This is a genomic window from Curtobacterium sp. PhB136 (assembly GCF_004346855.1).
Classification (GTDB): domain Bacteria; phylum Actinomycetota; class Actinomycetes; order Actinomycetales; family Microbacteriaceae; genus Curtobacterium.
This window is the reverse complement of record NZ_SMGH01000004.1, coordinates 206,364-229,493: the sequence shown is the minus strand read 5'-3', so window position 1 is coordinate 229,493 and position 23,130 is coordinate 206,364. Positions and strand designations below refer to the sequence as shown.

General features: G+C 70.5%; 21 protein-coding genes and 1 tRNA gene. 9 read left to right on the top strand and 13 right to left on the bottom strand.

The genetic code is table 11. From position 1 onward, the window contains the following. Positions 1 to 93: 93 nt before the first annotated feature. The gene (locus tag EDF27_RS01080) at positions 94 to 687 is read left to right on the top strand and encodes a TetR family transcriptional regulator C-terminal domain-containing protein (RefSeq protein ID WP_243698165.1); all 594 of its coding nucleotides are present in this window, start codon (positions 94 to 96) and stop codon (positions 685 to 687) included. Positions 688 to 750: 63 nt separating this feature from the next. Here EDF27_RS01080 and EDF27_RS01075 read toward each other — a convergent pair whose 3' ends face one another. After that, on the bottom strand, positions 751 to 1,797 hold the full coding sequence (locus tag EDF27_RS01075) for an NAD(P)-dependent alcohol dehydrogenase (protein WP_123701276.1): 1,047 nt from the start codon (positions 1,795 to 1,797) through the stop codon (positions 751 to 753). Positions 1,798 to 2,076: 279 nt separating this feature from the next. Here EDF27_RS01075 and EDF27_RS19495 point away from each other — a divergent pair, with 279 nt between their 5' ends. Beyond that, complete coding sequence (locus EDF27_RS19495; protein ID WP_165931294.1) at positions 2,077 to 2,235, top strand: hypothetical protein; 159 nt, start codon at positions 2,077 to 2,079, stop codon at positions 2,233 to 2,235. Between the two features lie 9 nt (positions 2,236 to 2,244). Here the strand turns inward: EDF27_RS19495 and EDF27_RS01070 are convergent, their stop codons facing one another. The 4 genes from EDF27_RS01070 to EDF27_RS01055 all read right to left on the bottom strand — a co-directional run bounded on the left by EDF27_RS01070 (position 2,245) and on the right by EDF27_RS01055 (position 4,794). Continuing rightward, entirely contained in the window at positions 2,245 to 2,436 is a 192-nt protein-coding gene (locus EDF27_RS01070) for a hypothetical protein (protein WP_123654624.1), read from the bottom strand. A gap of 55 nt (positions 2,437 to 2,491) precedes the next feature. Next, a complete protein-coding gene (locus tag EDF27_RS01065; RefSeq protein ID WP_132046823.1) occupies positions 2,492 to 3,565 on the bottom strand; it encodes a glycerate kinase in 1,074 nt (357 codons plus the stop codon). Positions 3,566 to 3,585: 20 nt separating this feature from the next. After that, positions 3,586 to 4,686, bottom strand: coding sequence for an FAD-dependent oxidoreductase (locus EDF27_RS01060; RefSeq protein WP_132046821.1), 1,101 nt, complete (start codon positions 4,684 to 4,686; stop codon positions 3,586 to 3,588). A 37-nt stretch (positions 4,687 to 4,723) separates the two neighbouring features. Continuing rightward, positions 4,724 to 4,794: transfer RNA gene (locus tag EDF27_RS01055), tRNA-Gly, on the bottom strand. A 197-nt stretch (positions 4,795 to 4,991) separates the two neighbouring features. Here EDF27_RS01055 and EDF27_RS01050 point away from each other — a divergent pair. The 3 genes from EDF27_RS01050 (at position 4,992) to EDF27_RS01040 (ending at position 9,809) form a co-directional block, all read left to right on the top strand. Continuing rightward, on the top strand, positions 4,992 to 6,083 hold the full coding sequence (locus EDF27_RS01050) for a DUF6177 family protein (RefSeq protein WP_123654621.1): 1,092 nt from the start codon (positions 4,992 to 4,994) through the stop codon (positions 6,081 to 6,083). After that, a complete protein-coding gene (locus tag EDF27_RS01045; RefSeq protein WP_123654620.1) occupies positions 6,073 to 6,420 on the top strand; it encodes a hypothetical protein in 348 nt (115 codons plus the stop codon). Before EDF27_RS01050 ends, EDF27_RS01045 begins: the two co-directional genes overlap by 11 nt. 194 nt (positions 6,421 to 6,614) lie before the next feature. Then, complete coding sequence (locus tag EDF27_RS01040; RefSeq protein ID WP_132046819.1) at positions 6,615 to 9,809, top strand: Ig-like domain repeat protein; 3,195 nt, start codon at positions 6,615 to 6,617, stop codon at positions 9,807 to 9,809. Positions 9,810 to 9,878: 69 nt separating this feature from the next. Here EDF27_RS01040 and EDF27_RS01035 read toward each other — a convergent pair whose 3' ends face one another. Together EDF27_RS01035 and EDF27_RS01030 are read right to left on the bottom strand one after the other, a co-directional pair. Beyond that, positions 9,879 to 11,939, bottom strand: coding sequence for a cytochrome c oxidase assembly protein (locus EDF27_RS01035; protein WP_123701283.1), 2,061 nt, complete (start codon positions 11,937 to 11,939; stop codon positions 9,879 to 9,881). 68 nt (positions 11,940 to 12,007) lie between these two features. Further along, positions 12,008 to 13,084 carry a GNAT family N-acetyltransferase gene (locus tag EDF27_RS01030; protein WP_132046817.1) on the bottom strand — a complete coding sequence of 359 codons (1,077 nt, stop codon included), beginning with the start codon at positions 13,082 to 13,084 and terminating at the stop codon, positions 12,008 to 12,010. Between the two features lie 92 nt (positions 13,085 to 13,176). Between EDF27_RS01030 and dcd the strand changes: the two genes are divergently transcribed. The 3 genes from dcd (at position 13,177) to EDF27_RS01015 (ending at position 14,686) form a co-directional block, all read left to right on the top strand. Next, the gene (gene dcd / locus EDF27_RS01025) at positions 13,177 to 13,764 is read left to right on the top strand and encodes a dCTP deaminase (protein WP_123654616.1); all 588 of its coding nucleotides are present in this window, start codon (positions 13,177 to 13,179) and stop codon (positions 13,762 to 13,764) included. Between the two features lie 80 nt (positions 13,765 to 13,844). Beyond that, on the top strand, positions 13,845 to 14,360 hold the full coding sequence (locus EDF27_RS01020) for an XRE family transcriptional regulator (RefSeq protein ID WP_123654615.1): 516 nt from the start codon (positions 13,845 to 13,847) through the stop codon (positions 14,358 to 14,360). Next, positions 14,357 to 14,686 carry a HepT-like ribonuclease domain-containing protein gene (locus EDF27_RS01015; RefSeq protein WP_123654614.1) on the top strand — a complete coding sequence of 110 codons (330 nt, stop codon included), beginning with the start codon at positions 14,357 to 14,359 and terminating at the stop codon, positions 14,684 to 14,686. The genes EDF27_RS01020 and EDF27_RS01015 overlap by 4 nt, the downstream gene beginning before the upstream one ends. 154 nt (positions 14,687 to 14,840) lie before the next feature. On the opposite strand, the gene EDF27_RS01010 is transcribed toward EDF27_RS01015, so the two are convergent. The 5 genes from EDF27_RS01010 to EDF27_RS00990 all read right to left on the bottom strand — a co-directional run bounded on the left by EDF27_RS01010 (position 14,841) and on the right by EDF27_RS00990 (position 21,727). After that, entirely contained in the window at positions 14,841 to 15,947 is a 1,107-nt protein-coding gene (locus EDF27_RS01010) for a sugar-binding protein (protein WP_123654613.1), read from the bottom strand. A gap of 61 nt (positions 15,948 to 16,008) precedes the next feature. Beyond that, entirely contained in the window at positions 16,009 to 17,301 is a 1,293-nt protein-coding gene (gene mmsB / locus EDF27_RS01005; protein ID WP_123654612.1) for a multiple monosaccharide ABC transporter permease, read from the bottom strand. Next, a complete protein-coding gene (gene mmsA / locus EDF27_RS01000; protein WP_123654747.1) occupies positions 17,298 to 18,821 on the bottom strand; it encodes a multiple monosaccharide ABC transporter ATP-binding protein in 1,524 nt (507 codons plus the stop codon). Before mmsA ends, mmsB begins: the two co-directional genes overlap by 4 nt. 735 nt (positions 18,822 to 19,556) lie before the next feature. Next, on the bottom strand, positions 19,557 to 20,579 hold the full coding sequence (locus tag EDF27_RS00995; RefSeq protein WP_123654611.1) for a LacI family DNA-binding transcriptional regulator: 1,023 nt from the start codon (positions 20,577 to 20,579) through the stop codon (positions 19,557 to 19,559). A 116-nt stretch (positions 20,580 to 20,695) separates the two neighbouring features. Then, positions 20,696 to 21,727: a magnesium and cobalt transport protein CorA gene (locus tag EDF27_RS00990; protein ID WP_123654610.1), complete on the bottom strand. Its 1,032-nt coding sequence runs from the start codon at positions 21,725 to 21,727 to the stop codon at positions 20,696 to 20,698. A 326-nt stretch (positions 21,728 to 22,053) separates the two neighbouring features. On the opposite strand from EDF27_RS00990, the gene EDF27_RS00985 reads away from it, so the two are divergent. Then, positions 22,054 to 22,506, top strand: a complete 453-nt coding sequence (locus EDF27_RS00985; RefSeq protein WP_132046815.1) for a hypothetical protein — start codon at positions 22,054 to 22,056, stop codon at positions 22,504 to 22,506. A gap of 82 nt (positions 22,507 to 22,588) precedes the next feature. Here the strand turns inward: EDF27_RS00985 and idi are convergent, their stop codons facing one another. Then, positions 22,589 to 23,122 carry an isopentenyl-diphosphate Delta-isomerase gene (idi, locus tag EDF27_RS00980; RefSeq protein WP_123654608.1) on the bottom strand — a complete coding sequence of 178 codons (534 nt, stop codon included), beginning with the start codon at positions 23,120 to 23,122 and terminating at the stop codon, positions 22,589 to 22,591. Positions 23,123 to 23,130 lie beyond the last annotated feature (8 nt).

The following is a 23,130-nucleotide window of genomic DNA, read 5'->3' as shown; positions in this document are numbered from 1 at the left end:
GGTGTTCCTCTTCCGCTTCGAGACGTTTCTCGCACGACTGTGCGACAACCACAGTTCTAGCACGAAGTCGCACACTCGTGCCAGAATGATCGGGTGGCTCGCAGCATGGACGTCGAGGAACGCCGGAGAACCGTCTCCGCGGCGGCCTGGCGCGTCCTGGCGCGGGACGGCCTCGGCGCGCTGAGCGTCCGGAACGTCGCGGCCGAAGCAGGGCTGCCGCCGAGCACCGTCCGGTACACCTTCCCGACGCAGTCCAGCGTCCGGGAACACGCCCTCACCCTGGTCTTCGACGGCACGGCCGCGCGCATCGACGCGCTGCCGTCCGACCTCACCGGGACGGCGTTCGCGCACGCGGTCCTCGTCGAGCTGCTGCCCCTGGACGACGCGCGGCGCATCGAGCTCGACGTCTACCTCGCGCTCGGCACCGCGGCGCTGACCGACGCCGAGCTCCGGCCGTTCCACGACCGCGTCGTCGAGGAGATGCGGCAGTGGTGCGCGCGGATCCTCGACGCACTCGGGGTGCGGGCCACCGACGCGGAGTACGAGACGCGCCGCCTGCACGCGCTCGTGGACGGACTCGCGCTGCACGTCGTGCGGCTCGATCCGGGCGGCGACGCGAGCTGGGCGATCGACCTGCTCGACCGCCACGTCGCGGAGCTCGCCGTCCGGGCGGCCACCACATCGTGAAACGGACACCGCACCGCGCAGATGCGCGGTGCGGTGTCCGGGAACTGGACCCAGTCGGGCCGACTACGCGAACGTCGCCGCGTCGATCACGAAGCGGTAGCGCACGTCCGACGCCAGGACGCGCTCGTAGGCGTCGTTGATGTCCTCGGCGCTGATCAGCTCGGTCTCCGGCAGGATCCCGTGCTCGGCGCAGAAGTCGAGCATCTCCTGGGTCTCGCGGATGCCGCCGATGGCCGAACCGGCCCAGCTGCGACGGTGTCCGATGAGCGCGAAAGCCGGGACCTCGAGGGGCTCGGCCGGGGCGCCGACGTTGACGATCGTGCCGTCGACGGCGAGGAGCCCGAGGTAGGAGCCCATCGGGATCTTCGCGGACACCGTGTTGATGATGAGGTCGAACGAGCTCGCGAGCTGCTCGAACGTCGCCGGGTCCTTGGTCGCGTAGTGGGCCTTCGCACCGAAGCGGAGGGAGTCCTCCTGCTTCGAGGTGGTCTGCGACAGGACGGTGACCTCGGCGCCGAGCGCGACCGCGATCTTCACGGCCATGTGGCCGAGGCCGCCCATGCCGACGACCGCGACGCGGGTGCCGGGGCCGGCCTTCCAGTGGTGCAGCGGGGAGTAGGTCGTGATGCCGGCGCAGAGCAGCGGCGCGACCTTCTCGATGTCGAGCGACTCCGGCACGCGGAGGACGAAGTCCTCGTTCACGACGACGGCCTGGGAGTAGCCGCCCTGCGTGATCGTGCCGTCGGCGGGGTCGACGCCCGCGTAGGTCTGGATGTTGCCCTTCAGGCAGTACTGCTCCTCGCCGGCGACGCAGTTCACGCACTCGCCGCAGGAGTTCACCATGCAGCCGACGCCGACACGGTCGCCGACCTGGTGCTTGGTGACCGCCGAGCCGACGGAGGTGACGTGGCCGACGATCTCGTGGCCGACGACCTGCGGGTACTGGATCTCGCCCCATTCGCCGCGGACCGTGTGGATGTCCGAGTGGCAGATGCCGGCGTAGGCGATGTCGATCTCGACGTCGTTCGGGCCGACGTCACGACGGGTGATGGTGGTCTTGACGAGCGGCTCGGTGGCTGACGGTGCCGCGTACGCGTTGACGGTGCGCAATGATCTCCTCGTGGGGTCGCATGTGGGCCGGATCCGGCCCGCATCCATCTTGCTGGAGCGCTCCCGAGAGTGGGAGGCACCATCAGGGCACCCCGGGGAAACGCACGCAGCGGTCCGGTTCGCGCACTGGCTTTGTCGGCGACCATCGGCCGACTTACGGTGGAGCAACCGAGTCGACACCGAATCCGTCGCCACGATGCCGTCCGCGTCCTGCGGATCCCTGGCACAGCGGAACGACACGGGCAGCCGGGCTTCGCCGCCCACGAAGGGCTGGTCCTCATGACCGCCGAGAACGTCACCGTCCACCCGTACGAATGGCACCGCCGGGGCCTGCGCTCACCGGCCGAGATCCAGGCGCTCGTCGAAGCTCGCCTGATCCACCACACCGACATGCACGAGCCCACCTACGCCGACTTCCTCGGTGAGCAGGTGGCCTGAACCGACCCGCTAGCTCCTGGGGGTCCTCGCGAAGAACAGGGTGAGCGCTCCGAGTGCGATCGCCGCGACGATGAGGACCCAGGCGACCGCGCCGACCACCCCGTCCCACGGGCTGATCAGCAGTCCGATGCCGACCAGCAGCAGCACGAGCGCCCCGACGAGTCCGAGCACGTGTGGTCTGCGGGTCCAGGTGCGTGCCATGATCCTGACGCTACGCGCCGGGGGTGCGCCGACGCACTGGTTCGCACGTACCCCGTCAGGCGCGAACGGCCAGCCGCTGCCCCGCGATGCGGGCGAACCGCAGGGGATCCGCGAGCGCGTCGGACGGCTCCCCGGTGGTCTGTGTGGCGATGACGGTCAGGGATGCGGCGGCGTCGAAGTCGTCGATCGGCGCGTCGATCGCTCCCGCGACGAGCATCCGTCGACGTCCGGCGGCGAGTGACCCCACCACGCTCGGCACCTTGCCCACTGTGGACTGCCCGTCGAAGCGCCCCTCGCCGGTGATCACCACGTCGGCGGTGTCGAGCACCGCAGGCAGCCCGAGGACGGTCGCGACCGCGGCGGCACCGGGCGCCAGGGTCGCGCCCCAGACGAGCAGCCCGAACCCGGCGCCGCCCGCGGCTCCCGCACCCGGGGTGATCGGGTCGACCGTCGGGAAGCGGCCGGCCCACCGTTCGAGTCGTGCCTCGTGCACCGCCACGCGGTCGGGTGCGACGCCCTTCTGCGGCCCGAAGACCGCGGCCGCGCCGGTCGGGCCGAGCAGCGGCGACGTCACGTCGGTGAGGACGGTGACCCCGAGCGGCGGCAACGGGCGGAGGCCGGCCGCGCTCACCGCGGCGACGTCGTCGAGCAGTGAGCCGGTGGCCGTCGTCGCGACGCCGGAGAGCCCGAGCGCGCCGAGCATCCCGGCGCCACCGTCCGTCGACGCGCTCCCGCCGATCCCGAGCACGAGCCCGGTGGCTCCGGCGTCGAGCGCGGCGGCGATCGCCTGGCCGAACCCGGTCGTCTGCGCGCGGTCCGGCTCCGGTGTCGTGAGGAGCGGGAGTCCGCTCGTCGCCGCGAGCTCGACGACCGCGCGACCGTCCGGCAGCGACAGCCACACGGTGTCCACGGGCGTGCCGGCGGGGCCGGTGACCGTGACCGGGACGCGACGGGCGTCGGGGAACGCGGTGGCGAACGCGTCGAGCGTGCCCTCGCCGCCGTCGGCCATCGGCATCAGCGTCACGGTGTCGTCCGGCCGTTCGGACTGCCAGCCCTCGCGGATCGCCGTGGCGACCTCGGCGGCGGTGGCGGTCCCCTTGAAGGAGTCGGGCGCGATCACGACGTGCACGCGACAACCGTAGTGCGGGCTCAGTCGGGGAGCGCGAACCTCGGGTGCGGTGTCCCGCCCGTGGCGAGGTCGGCGAGCATCTCGCCGAGGAGCGGCGCGAACTTGAAGCCGTGCCCGGAGAAGCCGGTCGCGACGGTGACGGGGCCGCGACGGTCCATCACGAAGTCGTCGTCGGGGGAGTTGTCGTACAGGCAGCTGATCGGCTCGGGGTCCCTCGCGTCGACGCCCGGCACGAAGCGCGCGACGTACGCCTGCAGTCGCTCGAGTTCCTCGGGCACGGCGATGAAGTCCCGGTGGTCCGGGTCGACGACGGGCCCGGTCCCGTGGAACCCGACCTTGACGCCCTCGCCCGGCGTGAGGAGCCCGTAGACGTCGGGTCCGTCGAGCTGCCAGTGCACGAAGCTCGGCCACGCCCCGTCCGGCAGGTGGCTGGGGAAGTGGGCGGGCTGCTCCTGGGTGACGCGGATGGCCGGGAGGCTCGCCCCGCGTCCACGGAGCACGTCGCCGACGAGCGTGGGGGCCCACGAGCCCGCGGCCGCGACCACGCCGGATGCGGTGACCGACGTGGCGCCGTCCGGGCCGTCGAGGGTCAGCGTGACCGAGTCGCCGTGGTCCTCGACGCCGGTGACCCGGGTGCCGAAACGGAGTTCCGCGCCGTCCGACGCGGCCAGGTCGAGGAGCGCCTCGACGGTGTCGGCGGAACGGATCCGCCCGGCGGACGCGTGCGTGAGGACGTGGCCCTCGAACGCCAGCCCCGGCCACCGCTCGGCGGCTTCGTCGGGCGTGAGCAGCTCGTGGTCGATGCCTGCGTCGGTGAGTGCGGCGTGGATGGCCGCGATCTGGTCCGGCCGGCCGTGGTCGACCGCCCCCGTGAGGTCGAGGAGCGTCCGCCCGCTGGCCCGTTCGAGTGCGCGCCAGGCGTCGAGTGCCCGGATGCAGAGCGCGACGTACTCGGCGTCCGCGTAGCCCATGCGGAAGATCCGGCTGGCGCCGTGCGAGGACCCCTTGTCGTGCCCGCGCTGGTGCTGCTCCACGAGCAGGACCCGTTCCCCTCGCGCGGCGAGAGCCCGGGCAGCAGCGGCTCCGACGACACCGCCCCCGACGACGACCTGGTCGACCACGGACCTGGGGGAACGGCCGGATGGCCTGACGATCACGAGCGAGTGACGGGAATCGAACCCGCGCTACCAGCTTGGGAAGCTGGAGTTCTACCATTGAACTACACTCGCGCGCCCGCTCAGCGGGACTCGACAACCATATCGGATTCTCGCCGGGAAGCCAGCCGACCGCGCGCCGCACGCCGACCGGCGGAGTCGCCCCGAACCTCCCGTGTCTCTTCTGTGAGCCGTGCCACCTGACGGACAGGTGTCGGGCGTGTGTGTACCGTCCAGGGAGTTCCAGCGACCCCGACCCGAGGAGGACCCGGATGGTCAGACATCCCCTCATCGACGACGTGAGCGGCCCCGCCATCGTGGTCGACTCCGGCTCGCAGGTGGTGTGGCTGACCGACGCGCTCGGCTCGCTGCTGCGGCGTGCTTCCGCCTCCGACCGCATGGTCGTCCTCCGGACCGGACCGGACGCCGCGATCACCCCCGCGCTCCGGCACGCGCTCGGCGCCCACGGCGCCGCATGGGCCGTGACCGACGCGGACGGCACCCTGCGCGACGGCCGCACCGGTGTCGTCGCCGACGGGATCGACGACTTCGTGCAGCACGGTCCCGAGCTCCTCGGGGAACCGGCACCCGGCGTCCCCACCGCCACCGGCTCGGTCCGCCAGATCAGCATCGACCTGACCCTCAGACACCACGCCGAGCGTGCGGTCGACATCGGCTCCGCGATCGAGGCGCTGTGCCACACCGTCGGCACCTGCCCGAACCGCTGGGGGACCGCCGAGCCCTTGTCGCTCCCGTGGGACCGCTGGGTCGTGACGCAGTACGCGAAGCACGAGTCCCCGGGCATCAGCACCTCCTACGCCGTCGGTGACGGCTTCTCCGCGACGATGACCGCGCACCTCGACGACGGCGTGGTCGTCGAGACGATGTCCGCCGTCCTCACCGTCCCCGACGAGGGCACCGACCCGCAGCTCGCCGAGCGGATGCTCGAGGCCGTGCACCGCGTCGCCGAGGACGTCGTCCCCGTGTTCGGCGTCGTGATGCAGCGCCGCGGCGACGCGGACCACCTCGTCCGGGCGGTGGCCCACGCGGAACCGTCGCCGCTGGCCGTCGTGGTCGGACCGGAAGCGGTGTCGTTCCTCGACCGTGGTGACGTCTGGCCTCCGCCGCACACCTCGACCTCCACCTTCGGCGGTCGCGGGCTCGCCCCGGGCGACTCCGACGACCAGGGGCTGATCGTCCGTCTCGAAGACGGATGGACCGCGCTCGAGTCGTTCCTCGACCGCATCGACGAGGACCGCTTCCTGCAGCTCGTCGGTGGCGCCCCCCTCGACCCCGCGCACGACGAAGGCACCCTCGACGGACACGTCGCGGCCGGGCTCCACGGTGGCCACGGTGCCGCGTGACGTCACCCTGCTCTGCCGGGACGAGGTAGAGGTCCGGGAGATCGCCGAGGCGCTGCTCCTGCACGACGACACCTGGGGGGTCCGCGCACTCGACGACGGCCCGATGATGCAGGTCTGCCGCGACGCGACGCACCCGGTGATCACCGTGCTCGGCGTCCGACGGGTGGACACCCTCGACGAGGTCCAGCGGATCCTGCCCGAGGCCCCCGCGCTCTCGACTCCGCTGTGGTGGGTCGACACGGTCACCCCGGCGGGCGCCGACGGGGAGTCCGGGATCGCCGCCGCGCTCGAGGCCGCGATCGACCTCGACGCGGTCTGCATCGTCCACGGGGACTGAGTCCGCGCCACCCTTCGAGCTTCCTGTGCGGGGCCCTTGTCCGCCCTGCGCCGGGCGTGTCCCCAGTTGTGGTGCAACTCGTCCACACGACACCTGTCGAGCCGATACCGAGAAGTACTGTGTGAGCACCCGAGCCGTGTGAGCAGGGCGCATGCGCCCCTCCACGGCAACACCCCTCACTGAACAGGGCTCCAGTGCGAACACCACTCATCGGGCGCGTTCCCGCGCGCTCTCGCTTCCTCCTGTCCGGCCTCGTCGCCGTGGGCATCGTCGGCATGGCGCTGGCGGGCACCGGTGCGACGGCCGCCGTCGCCGACGCTCCGGCGCAGACGACCTTCGTGCAGGAGGGCTTCACCGGCACCACCGCCGGGACGAGCTACATCCTGCCGTCGACGCAGTCCGGCGACGCGAACTACGCGTGCCTCACCGCGAAGGGCGCGGCGAACACCGGGTCGATCCCCACGTGCGCGGACGCGTCCGATGCTCCTGGCAGCGGTGCGCTCCGGCTCACACCCGCCGAGAAGGACTCCGCCGGAGGCGTCGGAGCGGTGCAGTCCGTGCCGATCACCAAGGGGATCGACGCGGTCTTCAACAGCTACCAGTACAACGGCGATGCCGCTGACGGCATCGTCTTCTACCTCGCGGCGACCGACCCGTACAACCCTTCGGTTCCGGCGAAGATCGGGTACCTCGGTGGCTCGCTCGGCTACAGCGCGAGCACGACGAACAATGCGCAGGGCCTCTCCCACGCCTACCTCGGCATCGGCCTCGACCGCTACGGCAACTTCGCGAACAGGCAGTTCGGCGGGTCCGGCTGCGACACCGACCAGGGGACCAACGGCACCCTCGTCAAGAACGCCGTGACGGTGCGTGGGCCCGGGAACGGCTCGGTCGGGTACTGCGTGCAGTCCACGACGACCGTGAACGGAACGCTCAGCACGACCGGAGTCACCGACCGCGCGGCCGCGAACGTGCCCGTCGAGATCGTGATCAACCCGACCGCCTCGGCACTCCCCGCGCAGCAGAACCCAGCGGTGTCGGTCGCTGCGGGTCACTACGCGGTGATCTTCACCTCGATCGGCGGGAAGCAGCAGGTCGTGGACGGCACGTTGCCGAAGTTGGCGTCGAACAACGCAGCATCGATCGACCCGTCCTGGATCGACCCTGCGACCCAGTACCCCTACAAACTCACCTACGGGTGGGTCGCGGGGACCGGCGGGCAGAAGGACGTGCACGAGGTCAACTACCTCAAGACGACGACGGCCGCCGGTCCGGTCCCGGCGCTGTCGGCGGTGACGGGAGGCTCGTCCAGCGTCGCGCACGCCGGCAACGGCACCTACACGGTCACCCCGACCGTGTCGGCCGACGGCGGCTCGGAGTCGCAGCCGATCCGCACCACGACCACGTTCCCCGCGAACGTGACGCCGCAGGTGCCCGGTGGGACGAACGTCGGCACGAACTGGTCCTGCACCGTCGCCGGGCAGGTCGCGACCTGTGACTACACCCCGACGTCCACGATCGCCGCGGGGACGGTGCTGCCGACCCTGACGATCCCGTACTCGGTGTCCGGTGCCGCCCGCACCGCGACGGTCTCCACCGTCGTCGCCTCCACCGACGCCGAGGCCGTGACGGTCACCGGTGCGGTCGTGGTCGACAAGCAGAAGACCGCGATCGCCACCTCGGACGTCACCGCCACCGTCGGGACGACCGCGAAGCTCACCGCCACGGTCTCCTCGACCGAGAAGACCGGCTCCACCGTCCCGGGCGGCACCGTGGAGTTCCGGAGCGCCGACGCATCGAACACCCTCCTCTGCTCGGTGACGCTCGTGAACGGCGCCGCGTCCTGCAGCGTGCCCGCCAGCGCGGTCGGCACCAGCGGGTTCGTCGTCTCCTACGCCGGCGACACTGACCACGCCGCCGCCGCGAACGCCACCGCAGCCCTGGTCGTGACGAAGATCGCCACGGCGGTCTCGCTCTCGGCGTCGCCGTCGCCGTCCACGTACGGTTCGCCCGCCACGCTCACCGCGTCGGGGCTGCCGTCCGGCGCGACCGGCACCGTCGAGTTCCGTGAGGGCGACACCGTCCTCTGCACTGCGACGCTCCCCGCCACGAGCTGCGACGCGCCGGCCGGACTCGCAGCAGGCACGCACACCCTGAGCGCGGTGTACTCGGGTGACACGACACACGACGGCGCCACGGCCGCCGACGTCTCCCTGACGGTGCAGAAGGCCACGGCCTCGATCGGTGCCGGTGGCGGCACCGGCAGCGGCACGGGCTCGGGCGGTGACGGTTCCGGCTCCGGCGGCTCCGGTTCCGGCGGCTCCGGTTCGGACGAGGGCGGCGCCGGTGGTTCCGACCCCGACACCACCGTCACCGTGACCCACGGCCAGAGCACCACGCTCGACACCCCGAACGTCCCCGAGGACGCCACCGGCACCATCGAGTACCGCACCGGTGACGGCACCGTCCTCTGCACGGCCACGCTGCCCGCGACCACCTGCGTGATCCCGGACGACCTGGCCGGCGGGAAGTACACCGTCCAGGCGTACTACCTCGGTGACGACAACTACGAGCCGTCGCAGGGCGACCCGTTCGACCTCGTCGTCGCGGCGCAGCCGACCGAGCTCGTCGCCGACACGGAGACGACCACCGCGACCGTCGGCTCGAAGGTGCGGCTGAAGGCCTCCGGGATCCCGGAGGGCGCCACCGGCACGATCACCTTCACGAACGCGGACGGTGACACCCTCTGCACGGCCACGCTGCCGGAGACGAGCTGCGAGACGGACGCGCTGCCGGTCGGCTCGAACGAGATCACGGTGACCTACGACGGTGACGACTCGTTCGCCACGTCGAGCACGACGCTCAGCGTCGACGTCACGAAGCGTCCGACGGAGCTCGCCGCCCCGACCGCCCCGACCAGCGCGGTCGTGGGCTCGAAGGTCCGCCTGACGGCGACCGGGCTGCCCGAGGGTGCCACCGGCACGGTGACGTTCACCGACGCCGACGGCAAGGTCCTCTGCACGGCCACGCTGCCGGAGACGAGCTGCGAGACCGACGCGCTGCCGGTCGGTTCGAACACGGTGACCGTGTCCTACAGCGGTGATGCCACGTTCGCGGCGTCGAGCACCACGCTCGAGGTCGTCATCACCGCGGCCCCGGCTGCCGAGGAGGACCCGACGCCCGCTCCGACCGTCGACCCCACGACGGCCCCGACGGCGACGGCGACGGCCACGCCTGCCGCGACCGCGGGCACCGAGCTCGCCTTCACGGGTGCGCCGATCGTGATGAGCACCGGGATCGCCCTCGCCCTGGCGCTGCTCGTCGGTGGCCTGGTGCTGCTGGTGGCGCGTCGCCGCGCGGCCCGCGACACGGAGTCCACCGAGGAGTAGCCCCCACGACGAGAACCGCCCCGCACCACGGCCTTCCGTGGTGCGGGGCGGTTCTCGTCGTACCGTGGGTCAGTCCTGCTCGCGCATGGCGGCCAGGCGCTCGTTGTACGCCTTGAGCTCCGCGTCCCCGTCGCGCTCGGCCTGACGATCGAGGCGCTTCGCGTCGCGGGTGTCCGACTTCACCCAGTTGCGCACCACGAGCAGCGCGACGAACACCATGGGGAGCTCGGATGCTCCCCAGGCGATGCCGCCACCGGTGTGCTGGTCGTCGAGGAGCGCCGCGTCGTTCGTCTGCCCGAGCGCGTGGAACCAGTCGATCGCGTACACGGACTCGGAGGTCATCACCGCGACGCCGAAGAACGCGTGGAACGCCAGGGTCGCGAGCAGGGCGATGATCAGGATCGGGTACTGCGGCCGCTTCGGCCCCGGGTCGATGCCGACGAAGACCCAGAAGAACAGGTAGCCGCTCAGCACGAAGTGGACGACCATCACGACGTGCCACTCGTGGGACTGCATCGCGAACTGGAACGCCGGCGTGAAGTAGAACACCACGAGGGACCCGGCGAAGATCACCCCGGCGACGGCGGGCTTCGCCATGAACTGCATGTAGCGGGAGTGCACGAAGAGCATCAGCCACTCGCGGGCGCCGCGCGAGCCGTCGTTGCGCACCGGCAGGGTCCGCAGCGCGAGGAGCACCGGGCCGCCGAGGACGAGCGGCAGCGGCACGAACATCATCAGCAGCATGTGCTGGATCATGTGCGACGAGAAGTGGATCATGCCGTAGACCGACGGCCCGGCCGAGGTGGTCCAGATGAACACCGCGCAGCCGAGGACCCACGAGATCGTCCGGCCGACGGGCCACTTGTCGCCGCGCTTCCGGAGCTTCCGGACGGCGAACAGGTACCACCCGGCGCCGACCACCGCGAGCGCGAGCCAGACCCAGTCGATGTGCCACTGCGTCAGGAAGGTGTGCAGCGTCTGCGCCGGCGGGTACGGGTAGCCGATCAGACCGGACCGGGTGTCCTCACCGGTCTCGGGGGTCTGCGGGATCGGCGGCTGGCTGCGGGACACGGCGACGGAGACGCCGATCGCCACGGCCATGAAGACCACCTCGGCGAGGGCGAACCGCGTGAACGAGCGGCGGTCGAGCGGGGAGCGGAGCAGCGCCGGCACGAGCTTGCGGCGCTGCACGATCCCGGCGATGCCGAGCAGGATGAGGATCGACGCCTTGACGGTGATGAGCCACCCGTAGGTCGTCGTGAACAGGTCGAGCGGGCCGGTCAGCCGGAGCGAGGCGTTCACGACGCCGGAGAACGCCACCGCGGCGAACGACCAGCCGGCGAGCGTCGAGTACCGGGCGACGACGCGTCCTGTGGCGCCCTTCGTCCGGGTGCGGAGGAGGAGCACGGCGACGAGCCCGCCGGCCCAGACGCACACCCCGAGCAGGTGGATCGCGAGGGAGTTCACCGCGTTGGCGTGTTCGAGCGAGCCGGCGGCGTGGCCGGAGAGCGCGAGGGGCAGCAGGGCGAAGAGCCCGAAGACCGTGGCGACGGCGAGCGTCGTGACCCGGGTCGCGAACGCGGCGAGCACGGTGGCGATGAGGATCGCGGCGGCGGAGACCACGAGGGACTGGCCGATCTCGACCTGGAACGCGAAGAGCAGGAAGTTCCGCGCGAACAGCGGCGACGTGATCGACGAGCCGAGGGTGTTCGCCCCGGTGAACACGATCCCCACGACGGCCGCGAGGAACCAGATCGCGCCGGTCGTCGCGGCCCACCGGACGGCCCGGTGCTGCACGCTCGACATCGCGCCGTGGTCCTTCTTCTGCGCGGGGAGCGCGAACGCGGCGACGATGAGGAGCCCGACGGTCAGCGCGGCCATCCCGTCGTGCACCGCCCGCGCGACCGGCAGGCCGTACTGCACGAGGTCGCCCGCGGAGACGAGCTGCTGGTCCGAGGAGAACGCGCCGGTCACCGTCATCCCGATGATCGAGCACGCCACCGCGAGGGGCAGGGCGACGGCGAGCACGGTCGCGACGGTGGACGTGCGCGCGGTGCGGGGCGCGGACTCCGGCGCCGGGCCTCCAGGCTGGGCCTGCGCTGAATCTGGCTGGGGGGACGTGACGGTCATCAACCTTGTTCCAGGGACGCTTCCGCCCGCGAGCCCGCGGACCCTCCATCGTAGGCGCGCCCGTCTGGTCACACCCTGCGTTCCCAGATGCCCTCACTGCCGACGGCGAGGAAGCCGACCGCCTCGTTGACGTCGAGCATCGGGCGGTTCTCCTCCGCGTTGAAGGTGATGATCGACGGGTGCCCTGGGTGGTCCCGTGCGATCGTGTCGATCCCGACGACCTTGAGGAGCCACCCGAGTCGGTGCCCGCGGTGTTCCCGGAGGACCAGGGTGTCGCCCTGCATCACCGGTTGGGTGACCTCGTTCGGTACCGCCAGCTGCGTGAAACCGGCCAGAGTGGTGCTCGGGATGTGTTCGACGGCCACCGTCACCATCGTGCGCGGGGACTCCGCCAGGTGTGCCTCGTGCTCGGCCAGGCGCTCGAGCGTCCACACGTCCTCCGGCTCCTCCATGTCGCCCTCGGGCGCATCAGTGCTCATCCGCGTCTCGAGCAGGGCGATGCCGGCCTGCCACTGACGTGGGGTGGGGCCGGCCCAGGTGTGCACGCGGTAGTCCGCCCCGGCCGCGGTCGATGCACGCTCGTACAGGGTCTGCACGACGGAGTGGTCGGCGGGCAGGAGCAGTCGGCTGATCCGGTTCACCTGGCCGAAGCGCCACCCGCGGCCGGTCAGGAACCGGACGGCCGCCTCGTCCTCGGGGACGCCCCCGAACCCGGTCGGGGCGTGCAGGCACCCGTGCCCGACGGCCGGGCCGACCTGGCGGGAGACCGCGTACGTCTTCCACTGCGTCCGGCCGTCGGCACGCGCGATGCCCTCGAGGTGGTCGGCGAGGAGGGTCCCGAGGCCGCGCCGCTGGTGGTCCGGGCGGACGGCGATCGAGATCCAGCAGTTCGGGGTGCCCGGGGCCTGCTTGGTGTCGTAGGAGCCGACGGCGACGGTCGCGCCGTCCGGCGAGCGGAGCGCGAAGAGCCGGCTCGGTGCCTCGGTGTCGAGGAGGTAGGGGAGCTGCTCCTCGGGCGTCCAGAGGAGCTCGGGCAGACCGGTGACGGCCACCTCGGCCGCGTTCTGCACCGCGACCCACTCCCGGAACGCCTCGACCACCGCCGGCTCGCCCGCCATCGTCGCGGGCACGTCGAGTTCGATCACGCGGTACACGGTGTTCCCTCCGCGGCCGAGCACGGTGCAGGGCAGCCGAGCAGCATATCGGGACCCCACTCCCTGCCGCTAGGATTCCGGACGTGCTGCTCTCCGACCGCGACATCACCGCCCAGCTCGCCGCAGGCCGGATCGGCCTCGATCCCCACGACGCCTCGCTCGTCCAGCCCTCGAGCATCGACGTGCGCCTCGACAAGTACTTCCGGTTGTTCGACAACCACAAGTACCCGCACATCGACCCCGCCACCGACCAGCCCGACCTGACCCGTCTGGTCGAGACCGACCCGGACGAGGCCTTCGTGCTGCACCCGGGGGAGTTCGTCCTCGGGTCCACGTACGAGGTCGTCACGCTCCCCGACGACATCGCCGCACGGCTCGAGGGCAAGAGCTCGCTCGGCCGGCTCGGGCTCCTCACGCACTCGACCGCCGGCTTCATCGACCCCGGCTTCTCCGGACACGTGACCCTCGAGCTCTCGAACGTCGCGACGCTGCCGATCAAGCTCTGGCCGGGCATGAAGATCGGACAGCTCTGCTTCTTCCAGCTCTCGAGCCCCGCGGAGAAGCCCTACGGTTCGGCCGAGTACCAGTCGCGCTACCAGGGACAGCGCGGACCGACGCCGTCGCGTTCGGCGCAGAACTTCCACCGGGCGGACGTCTCCCAGCGCCCCTGACCGGGGCGGTGCCTCCGCGGCAGTAGAACGCTCGGTGCGCCGGATGCTACGAAATTTCTCATGTTGTGTATCGTGGCGGCATGTCCGGAGTCTCGTCACGGCCTGCGCCGCACCTCTCAGCAGCCGAGCTCATCCGTGACGCCCGCCTCCGAGCCGAGCTGACCCAGGTCCAGCTCGCGCACCGGGCCGGGGTCACGCAGAGCGTCATCAGCACGTACGAGAACGGTCGTCGTGAGCCGTCGCTCGCGGCGCTCCAGCGACTCCTGCTCGCCGCGGGGTTCCTGACCGTGATCGACCTCGAACCGGTCGCCGACCCGCCGCCGCTCCGCGACCGGGTGACGGCGAACCGCGCCGAGCTGCTCGAGGTGATCTCCCGGCTCGGGGGCCGGAACCCGCGGCTGTTCGGCAGCGTCGCGCGCGGTGAGGACGGGCCGGACAGCGACGTCGACCTGATGGTGGACCTGCTCCCGGGCCTCGGGATCTTCGCGCTGATGCGGATCCAGGACGCGGCCGAGCAGGTCCTCGGCGTCCGGGTCGACGTCGTCGCGGCGGACGGGATGAGCCGCGAGGTCGTCCGCGGATCGGTCGCGCTGTGAACCGCAACGTGGGGGAGCGCCTCGACGACGTCATCCGCGCGTGCGGGGTGATCGACCGGTACGTCTCACAGCCGTCGCTGCCCGAGGACCTGGTCTACGACGCGGTCCGGATGCGCCTGGTCGAGATCGGCGAGGCCGTGCGGATGCTGCCCGTCGCGGTGACGGCGGGGGAGCCGGGGATCCCGTGGTCGCGCGTCTCACTGCTCGGGGAGCGGCTCACGCGGCGCTACTTCGACACGACGCCGGCGATCGTGCTCGGGACGGCGCGGGTGGACGTCCCGCACCTCTGCGACGCGGCGCGGCGGCTGCGCGCCCGCATCGCGTGACGGCCCCGGCGCCCGGCTGGCCCACACCGGCCTGGAGGCTCGGTGCGGACCCGACCCGTGCCTCCCGTCCGGCGCCCGTCGCGACCACCGCCCACCAACGGGAGAGGGCCCCGTCCGCAGTGCGGACGGGGCCCTCCAGAGGGTGACGCGAGGGTCAGCTGCCGGCCTTGGCGAGCTTCTCCAGGGTGTCGTTGCCCTTGTAGGCCTCGACCGCGTTGTCCTTCGTGACGAGCACCGGGGTGAGCTCGATCGCGGGGACCGTCTTCACGCCGTTGTAGTTGTTCGTCTTGTCGATCTTCGTGTCGGGCTTGTTGCCCTTCGAGAGGTCGGTCACCAGGTCGACGGCGGCCTGGGCCTCTTCGGTGGTGTTCTTGTAGATCGTCGAGTACTGCGTGCCGGCCATGATCAGCGGGATCGAGGCGGTCTCGGAGTCCTGACCGGTGACGACGGGGTTCTCCTTGCCGGCGGCCTTGGTCGCGGTGAGGATCGCACGGGCGAGGGTGTCGTTCGGCGACAGGACGCCGTCGAGCTTGGTGTCACCCGAGTAGTACTGCGAGATCAGGTCGGTCATGCGCGACTGGGCGTTCTGCGCGAGCCAGCCCTTGGTCTGCACCTTCTGGAAGGTGGTCTGACCCGAGACGACCTTGATGGTGCCGTCGTCGATCTTCGGCTGCAGGACGTTCATCGCACCGTTGAAGAACACGGTGGCGTTCGCGTCGTCAGCCGAACCGGCGAAGAGCTCGACGTTGTACGGTCCGTTGCCCTTCTTCTCCTTGAGGCCCTTGAGGAGCGCCTGGGCCTGGAGCTGGCCGACCTTGTAGTTGTTGAACGCGACGTAGTAGTCGACGTTCTTGGTGTTCAGGATGTTGCGGTCCCAGGCGATGACGACGGCGCCCGAGGACTTCGCCGACTTGACCTGCGAGGTGAGCTGCGAACCGTCGGCGGCACCGATGATGACGGCCTTGGCACCCTTGGTGATCATGCCGGAGATCTGCGACTGCTGGTCCGGGACGGGGCTGCCGGCGTTGGCGTACTGGATGTCGGCCTTGAAGCCGGCGTCCTCGATCGACTTCTTGAACGCGGCACCCGCGAGGACCCAGTTCTGCGAGGTCTTCGCCGGCAGGGCGACACCGATGAGGTCGCCCTTCTTGATGGTCGCGTCCGAACCGCTGCCCGAGTCGGAGCCACGGGACGAGCAGCCGCTGAGGGCGAGGCCCGCGATGAGCGCCAGGCTGAGGCCGGCGACGATCTTCTTGCGCATGTGATTGCTTTCTCTTCGTTGAGGAGGGTTGGGGCCGGAGCCCCGCTGTGGGAGGTGGGGACTAAGGGAGGGTGATCTTCTCGGGCTGGTCCTCGATGGACCGCGGCTGCTGGGCGGCCACCGTGTTCTGCTCGGTGTCCTTCCGCTGGAACTGCCGCATCATGCCGCCGATCAGGGACGGGCGTCCCTGCGACTTCGAGTAGACGTCGAAGGCGACCGCGATGAGCAGCACCAGACCACGGATGATCTGCACCTTGTTGGACTCGAGGCCCATCAGCTGCAGGCCGTTCGAGAGCAGGGCCATCACGAGACCACCGATGATCGACCCGGAGATCGTGCCGACACCACCGGCGACCGCTGCACCACCGACGAACACGGCGGCGATCGCGTCGAGCTCCCAGCCGGTGCCGTCGGCCGGGCCGGAGGCACCGGAGTAGGCGACGAACACCATGCCGGCGATCGCGGCGAGGACGGACATGTTCATCATGACGAAGAAGTTGACCTTCTTCGCGCTGACACCGGAGAGCACCGCGGCGCTGGAGTTGCCACCGACCGCGTAGACCTGGCGGCCGAAGATCGTGTTCTTCGTGACGAAGCCGTAGATGATCGTCAGGACGCCGAGGATGATCGCGACGATCGGGACCGAGGTGCCGACCGGGCCGGCACCGAACAGGTACGTCGCGACGAGCGTCACGGCGACCAGGATGCCGGTGCGGACGATCGAGACCCACAGCGGCGGGACCTCGGCCTGCATCTTGCGACGACGGGCACGGCCGCGGGCCTCGATGATGATGAGCGCGGCGATCGTGACCAGACCGATCAGCAGCGTGCCGTTGCTGTAGCCGAAGTCCGGGCCGAAGTCACCGAGGAAGCCGGCGCCGATCGTCGTGTAGCCGTTCGGCACGGGGACCGAGGTCGAGTTGCCGATGATCTGGTTCACACCGCGGAAGATGAGCTGACCGGCCAGCGTCACGATGAACGCCGGGACGCGGACGAACGCCACCCAGAAGCCCTGCCAGGCACCGATGAGGGCACCGACGGCGAGGCCGAGGATGATCGCGGTCCACACCGGGAAGTGCCAGACCGCCATGGACTGCGCCACGATGATGCCGACGACCGCGGCGACCGAACCGACCGAGAGGTCGATGTGGCCGGCGATGATCACCATGACCATGCCGAGCGCCAGGATCAGGATGTAGGAGTACTGCAGGAACAGGTTGATCACGTTCGTGGGCTGCAGGATGAGCCCGTTCGTGGTGAACGCGAAGAACGCCAGCAGCACGATGAGTGCGATGACCATGCCGTACTGGCCGATGCTGTTGCCCTTGCCGAACAGCAGTTTCAGGTTGTTCATGAGACGGTGGCGCCCTTCCGCGCGGAGGTCATGCTGCGCATGAGCGATTCGGGATCGGCCTGGTCGGCCGGCAGGTCAGCGGTGATCTGACCCTCGAAGATGGTGTAGATCCGGTCGGAGAGACCGAGGAGCTCGGGCAGCTCGGAGGAGATCAGGATGATGCCCTTCCCCTCTGCCGCGAGCTGCTGGATGATGCCGTAGATCTCGAACTTGGCGCCGACGTCGATACCGCGGGTCGGCTCGTCCAGGATGAGGAGGTCGGGGTCGGTGAACATCCACTTCGACAGGACGACCTTCTGCTGGTTCCCGCCGGAGAGCTTCCCGACGTTCTCCTCGACGCTCGGCACCTTGGTGCGGAGCAGCTTCCGGTACTTCTCGGCGACCGAGTACTCCTCGAGCGAGTCGACGACGCCGCCCTTGGAGATCTTCTTGAGGTCGGCCGACACGGTCGAGCGCTTCACGGTGTCGAGCAGGTTCAGCCCGAGCGCCTTGCGGTCCTCGGAGACGTACCCGATGCCGGCGTCGATCGCCTGCTGGACGTTGTTGACCTTGATCTCGTGGCCGTCCTTGAAGACCTGACCGCCGAGGAACGTGCCGTAGGAGTGGCCGAAGAGGCTCATCGCGAGCTCGGTGCGACCGGCGCCCATGAGGCCGGCGAAACCGACGATCTCCCCGCGCTTCACGGTGAAGTTCGAGCCCTTGCAGACCAGGCGGCTCGCGTCGAGCGGGTGCTGCACCGTCCAGTCGCGGACCTCGAAGAAGGTCTCGCCGATCTTCGGGGTGCGGTCCGGGAAGCGCGACTCGAGCGAACGGCCGACCATCCCGCGGATGATCCGGTCCTCGTTGACGCCGTCCGCCTTGACGTTGAGCGTCTCGATGGTCTTGCCGTCACGGATGATCGTGATGCTGTCCGCGATCTGCTCGATCTCGTTGAGCTTGTGGCTGATGATGATGCTGGAGATCCCGCGGGCCTTCAGGCCGACGATCAGGTCGAGCAGGTGCTGCGAGTCGTTTTCGTTGAGGGCCGCGGTGGGCTCGTCGAGGATGAGCAGCTTGACGTCCTTGTGCAGCGCCTTCGCGATCTCCACGAGCTGCTGCTTGCCGACGCCGATGTTCTTGATCTGCGTGTCCGGGTCGTCGCCGAGACCGACGCGGGCGAGCAGGTCCTGGGCGCGCAGCTGGGCCGTGGTCCAGTCGATCGCGCCGAACCGGCTGGGCTCGTTGCCGAGGAACAGGTTCTCGGTGATCGAGAGCTCCGGGATCAGCGCGAGCTCCTGGTGGATGATCACGATGCCGGCCTGCTCGGACTGCTTGATGTTCGCGAAGCGAACCTCTTCGCCCTCGTAGACGATCTCGCCGGTGTAGGTGCCGTACGGGTAGACGCCGGAGAGGACCTTCATCAGGGTCGACTTGCCGGCACCGTTCTCGCCGCAGATCGCGTGGATCTCGCCGGCACGGACGTTGAGCGACACCTCGGACAGTGCCTTGACACCAGGGAACTCCTTGGTGATCGACCGCATCTCGAGGATGGTCTCGGGTGCGGTGATCGACCGGGTCTCGAGTCCGGTGTCGATCGGGGTTGACGCCACGGTGCATCTCCTTCTGCCGCTGCGATGCGGCAGTCCTTCGGGTGGTTCTGCTGCGACAACGAAGGGCACAGGAGGCTGTGCGGACTTCGCTGTCGGTCCGGTGTCCCCGCCGGTGTGACGGTGATGTGAACGGTCACATCGGCTGGAACGGAGGTAATACTACGCACGGCGTCGGCACGGGTGTCAATTCCGTATGGTCGCGTTTCGGTAACGGACCGCATCTCCGCACGGAAGGGGGCGTCCGGTGGCCCCCGGGCTGGGGTCGCGCCGCCCGCGTGTCGGCTGCTGCGGTCGCCGCCGGACCCGCGTGGAACGGGCCGGACCAGAGGCTCGTGGCGGCCCCGGCCAGAGCCTCCCGTCGGCCCTGTGCCCGCGTCCGCGCCGCCGCCCGCCGGTTCGTGTCATGGCGCGCTCGCGAGCTCCGGCTCACCGTGCGCTGCGCGCTGCGCATCGTGCGCGCTCTGCGCTCCGCGCATCGTGCGCGCTCGCGCTCGCGCTCCCCACGCGCGTTCCTTCCCATCGCGCCCGCACCGGGAAGGGGAATCGCGCGTCGGGGGTCGGAAGGAACGACCACCAACGCGCGATTCGACCCCCTTCGCGCGAAACTCCTGGTCAGCCGCGTGGGGCAGCTGTGAGCGGGGCGGGGCGGCGCCAGCCGACGCCGGGTCAGCCGCGGGTGCGCGGAGCGCCCGTGGAGGCGCGGACCACGAGCTGCGGGACGATCTCCACGGGGCGCAGCAGGTCGTCCTCGCGAGGGAGCAGCAGGTCCACACAGCGTCGGCCGAGCTCGGCGAAGTCGACCTGCACGGTGGTGAGCGGCGGCCAGAAGTGCTTCGCCTCCGGGATGTCGTCGTAGCCCACCACGGAGAGGTCCCCGGGGACGTCGAGCCCGTACGACCGGGCAGCGTGCATCACCCCGAGCGCCATCGCGTCGTTCGAGCAGAACACCGCGGTGCAGTCCCGCCACCGCAGCAGCTCACGCCCCGCGTGGTAGCCGAAGTCTGCGGTCCAGTCCCCGAGGATCGGCGGCTGCACCGGCATGTCGCGGTCGGACATCTCGCGGAGGAAGCCCTGCATCCTGGCGTCCGCCTCGATCCAGTCCTGGGGTCCCGCGATGTGCCGGATGTACTCGTGGCCGAGGTCGAGGAGGTGTGCGGTCGCCAGGCGGGCGCCCTCCATCTGGTCGACCCAGAGCGCGGTCGGGTCCTCGTTGATGCTCGAGCGCAGCGTGACGTACGGGGTGCGCACGCCGAGCTCCTCGATGAGGTCGAACACCCGCTGCTGCGGGGCGAGCACGATGATGCCCTCGACGTCCTGGTCGAGCAGGTGGCCGAGGCCGTCGCGCACCGCGGTGTCCGTCGGTTCCGCGATGTTCGCGGTCGTGACGGAGTACCCGCGACCGACGGCGGCGTCCTCGATCGACTGCAGCGTGACCGCCGGGCCGTAGTGGGACCGGCGCGCCGTCAGGACACCGATCGTCCGCGTCCGGCTGGTCACCAGTGCGCGCGCGGCCCGGTTCGGCCGGTACTGCAGCTGCTCCATCGCGGCGACCACGCGGTCGCGCGTCTCGGCGCGGATCGCGTCCGAGTTGTTGAGCACCCGTGACACGGTCTGGTGCGACACACCGGCGACCCGCGCGACATCGCGGATGCTGGGCGATCGCGGTTGCTGTGCCCGCGTCGACGCCATTGCTGCTCTCTCCTGCCCGGGACCGTGGCACGCCCATGTGCACGTTCACATTCCGAGCCAGATCATTATGCACGTCCGCGGCCCCGACGCCAGCTGAGAGCGCCGGAGCCCGGGTCCTACAGCCAGTCGCGCTTCCGGAAGACGACCCAGAGGATCCCCGCGAGCGCGAACATGCCGGCGATCGCGGCCGGGTAGCCGTACCGCCAGTGCAGCTCGGGCATGTGGTCGAAGTTCATCCCGTAGACGCCGGCGATCAGCCCCGGCGCGAAGAGGATCGCCGCCCACGAGGAGATCTTCTTCACCTCCTCGCCCTGCCGGTGCGCGGCGCGGGCGAGTTGCCGGCTCTCCTCGCCCTGGGCCAGGCTCGCGCTGGTCATCCGGCGCATCGCCTCGTTCTGCTCCTGGGAGACCAGGGTCGAGTGCAGCGTGAGTGCGTTCTCGAGCAGCGCGCGGAACGAGTCGACCCGCTCGGTGACCCGCAGCGCGTGGTCGAGGACGTTGCGGAGCCGGTGCTGGACCTCGTCGTCGACGCCGTACTTGTCGGCCCCGCGGAGCAGCCCCTTCACCATCGCCGGCACCGGCTTCGTGGCGCGCTGGAACGCCAGGACCTCGCTGAGCAGCTGGTAGATCCGCTTCGAGACGTCCGCGGCGACGTGACCGGCGAAGAGCTGGTCCTCGATCTCGTCGATCTCGTCCTGCAGCACCTCGACGACGGGCGCGTAGCCGTCCACGACCTCGTCGAGGACCGCGGCGGTGACGGCTTCGGAGCCCTTCGCGAGGAACTCCGGGTCCTGCTCGACGCGGGCGCGCAGGGCGGCGAGGTCGGGCCGGTCGGCGTGCCGGACGCTCACCACGAACCGGTCGCCCACGAACAGGTGCACCTCGCCGAACGCGACGGTTCCCTCGTCGGCGCAGAACCAGGCCGGGCGCAGCACGACGAACAGCGTGTCGCCGTAGCGCTCGAGCTTCGCGCGCTGGTGCCCCTTCATCGCGTCCTCGACCGCGTTCTCGTGCAGGTCGAACTCGGTCGCGACGGCGTCGAGCTCACGCGGGTCCGGGCGCAGCAGTCCGATCCACGCGAGGTCGTGGTCCGATGACGACTCGACGCGGCGTCCGTCGACGTAGACGGCGTTGTCGATCATTGCCATGCTGTGCTCCTCCGATGGGGAGCAGGCAGGCGCGAGTCCGCGCGGCGGTGCCGTTGCGGGGGCGGTTCAGGACACGGGCGCGGCGACGACGTTCAGGGGCAGCCGGCCCGCACGAGGATGGTCACCCGACATCGCGCCTCACCTGCCCTTCTGGTTCGTCCTGCGGCGCGGATCGCGCCGTCGTCCGGCGCTGCACGCGCCCGGCGGCGCCCGTTGCGCAGCCGACCGCCGAGCGTACGCCTGTCACCCGCGATCCCCAAACAGCGGCATCGGGACCAGGATGCTGCCATGTGACATTGCGGTCACTGTTCATCGAAGGAGATGTCATGGCAAGCACACGATTCCGACTGTCCATCGCGGCCACCGCACTCGCGACCGTCCTGCTCGGCGGGCTGGCGGCGGCGCCGGCCTCGGCGACGAGCGGGGCCGACCCGTCGCCGACGACGACGGGGAGCTTCGAGTTCAACTGCAACGGGACCCCGGGCGGCGGCGCGCGGGTGTCGTGGGAGCGCGTCGGCACGAAGTACACGGCGACGATCGACGAGTACCGCCTCTCGCCGGCGCACGGCGACACCAACCAGAACGGCGAGGTCCACCTCGCGCTCACCGGCGGCGGGTCGCTCTCGAAGAAGGGCCTGACCGCGGACGGAGGCTGGCACGCACTGGGCGCCACCGCGACGACCACCGCCGCGAGCGACGCGGCGATCGAGCACGCGTTCACGTTCGTGTACGCGGGGTTCCCGACCTACCCGCGGTGCTCCGCGTCCAGGTGGCTCTGACGGGGCGACCGGGCGCCGGCTGCTGCAGGAGAGCGACAGTGCTCGTGGGCCAGGCCCGCGAGCACTGTCGCTTCGGAGCAGGTCAGTCCAGCGCGCGGACCGGGAGCTCCGTGAGCTGCCACCCCAGCCAGGGGCTGAAGGCGAACGGTGCCGCCGAGACCGCGGCGCGCAGCTTCTCCTCGGAGAGCCACACCCACTCGGAGACCTCGTCGGCGGCGGGTTCCGGGTCGTGGTCGGCCACGGCGCGGAACACCGGGCAGACCTCGTTCTCGACGATGCCGGACGCGTCGACGGCGCGGTACCGGAAGTCGGGCAGGACCTCTTCGATGCTGTGCACGGTGAGGCCGAGCTCGCGTGCGGCACGGCGGGCGATGGCGTCCGCGAACGACTCGTCCGGGCCGGGGTGGCCGCAGAACGAGTTCGTCCAGACACCGGGCCAGGTCTTCTTCGCGAGCGCCCGACGGGTCACGAGGATCTCGCCGGCGGCGTTCGTCACGTGGCAGCTGAACGCCAGGTGCAGGGGCGTGTGGTCTGTGTGCACCGTGAACTTGTCCGCTGTACCGATCGGGGTACGGTCATCGGCCAGAAGCACCACGGTTTCCGGGAATTGGCTCATCTGTCTCG

Coding starts and splice junctions, on each gene's coding strand:
- idi (WP_123654608.1), bottom strand. CDS start 23,122: ATGAGCCAATTCCCGGAAACCGTGGTGCTTCTGGCCGATGACCGTACC.
- EDF27_RS00995 (WP_123654611.1), bottom strand. CDS start 20,579: ATGGCGTCGACGCGGGCACAGCAACCGCGATCGCCCAGCATCCGCGAT.
- mmsB (WP_123654612.1), bottom strand. CDS start 17,301: ATGAACAACCTGAAACTGCTGTTCGGCAAGGGCAACAGCATCGGCCAG.
- EDF27_RS01070 (WP_123654624.1), bottom strand. CDS start 2,436: ATGGCACGCACCTGGACCCGCAGACCACACGTGCTCGGACTCGTCGGG.
- mmsA (WP_123654747.1), bottom strand. CDS start 18,821: ATGCGGTCGATCACCAAGGAGTTCCCTGGTGTCAAGGCACTGTCCGAG.
- EDF27_RS01035 (WP_123701283.1), bottom strand. CDS start 11,939: ATGACCGTCACGTCCCCCCAGCCAGATTCAGCGCAGGCCCAGCCTGGA.
- EDF27_RS01020 (WP_123654615.1), top strand. CDS start 13,845: ATGTCCGGAGTCTCGTCACGGCCTGCGCCGCACCTCTCAGCAGCCGAG.
- EDF27_RS01010 (WP_123654613.1), bottom strand. CDS start 15,947: ATGCGCAAGAAGATCGTCGCCGGCCTCAGCCTGGCGCTCATCGCGGGC.
- EDF27_RS00990 (WP_123654610.1), bottom strand. CDS start 21,727: ATGGCAATGATCGACAACGCCGTCTACGTCGACGGACGCCGCGTCGAG.
- EDF27_RS01050 (WP_123654621.1), top strand. CDS start 4,992: ATGGTCAGACATCCCCTCATCGACGACGTGAGCGGCCCCGCCATCGTG.
- EDF27_RS00985 (WP_132046815.1), top strand. CDS start 22,054: ATGGCAAGCACACGATTCCGACTGTCCATCGCGGCCACCGCACTCGCG.
- EDF27_RS19495 (WP_165931294.1), top strand. CDS start 2,077: ATGACCGCCGAGAACGTCACCGTCCACCCGTACGAATGGCACCGCCGG.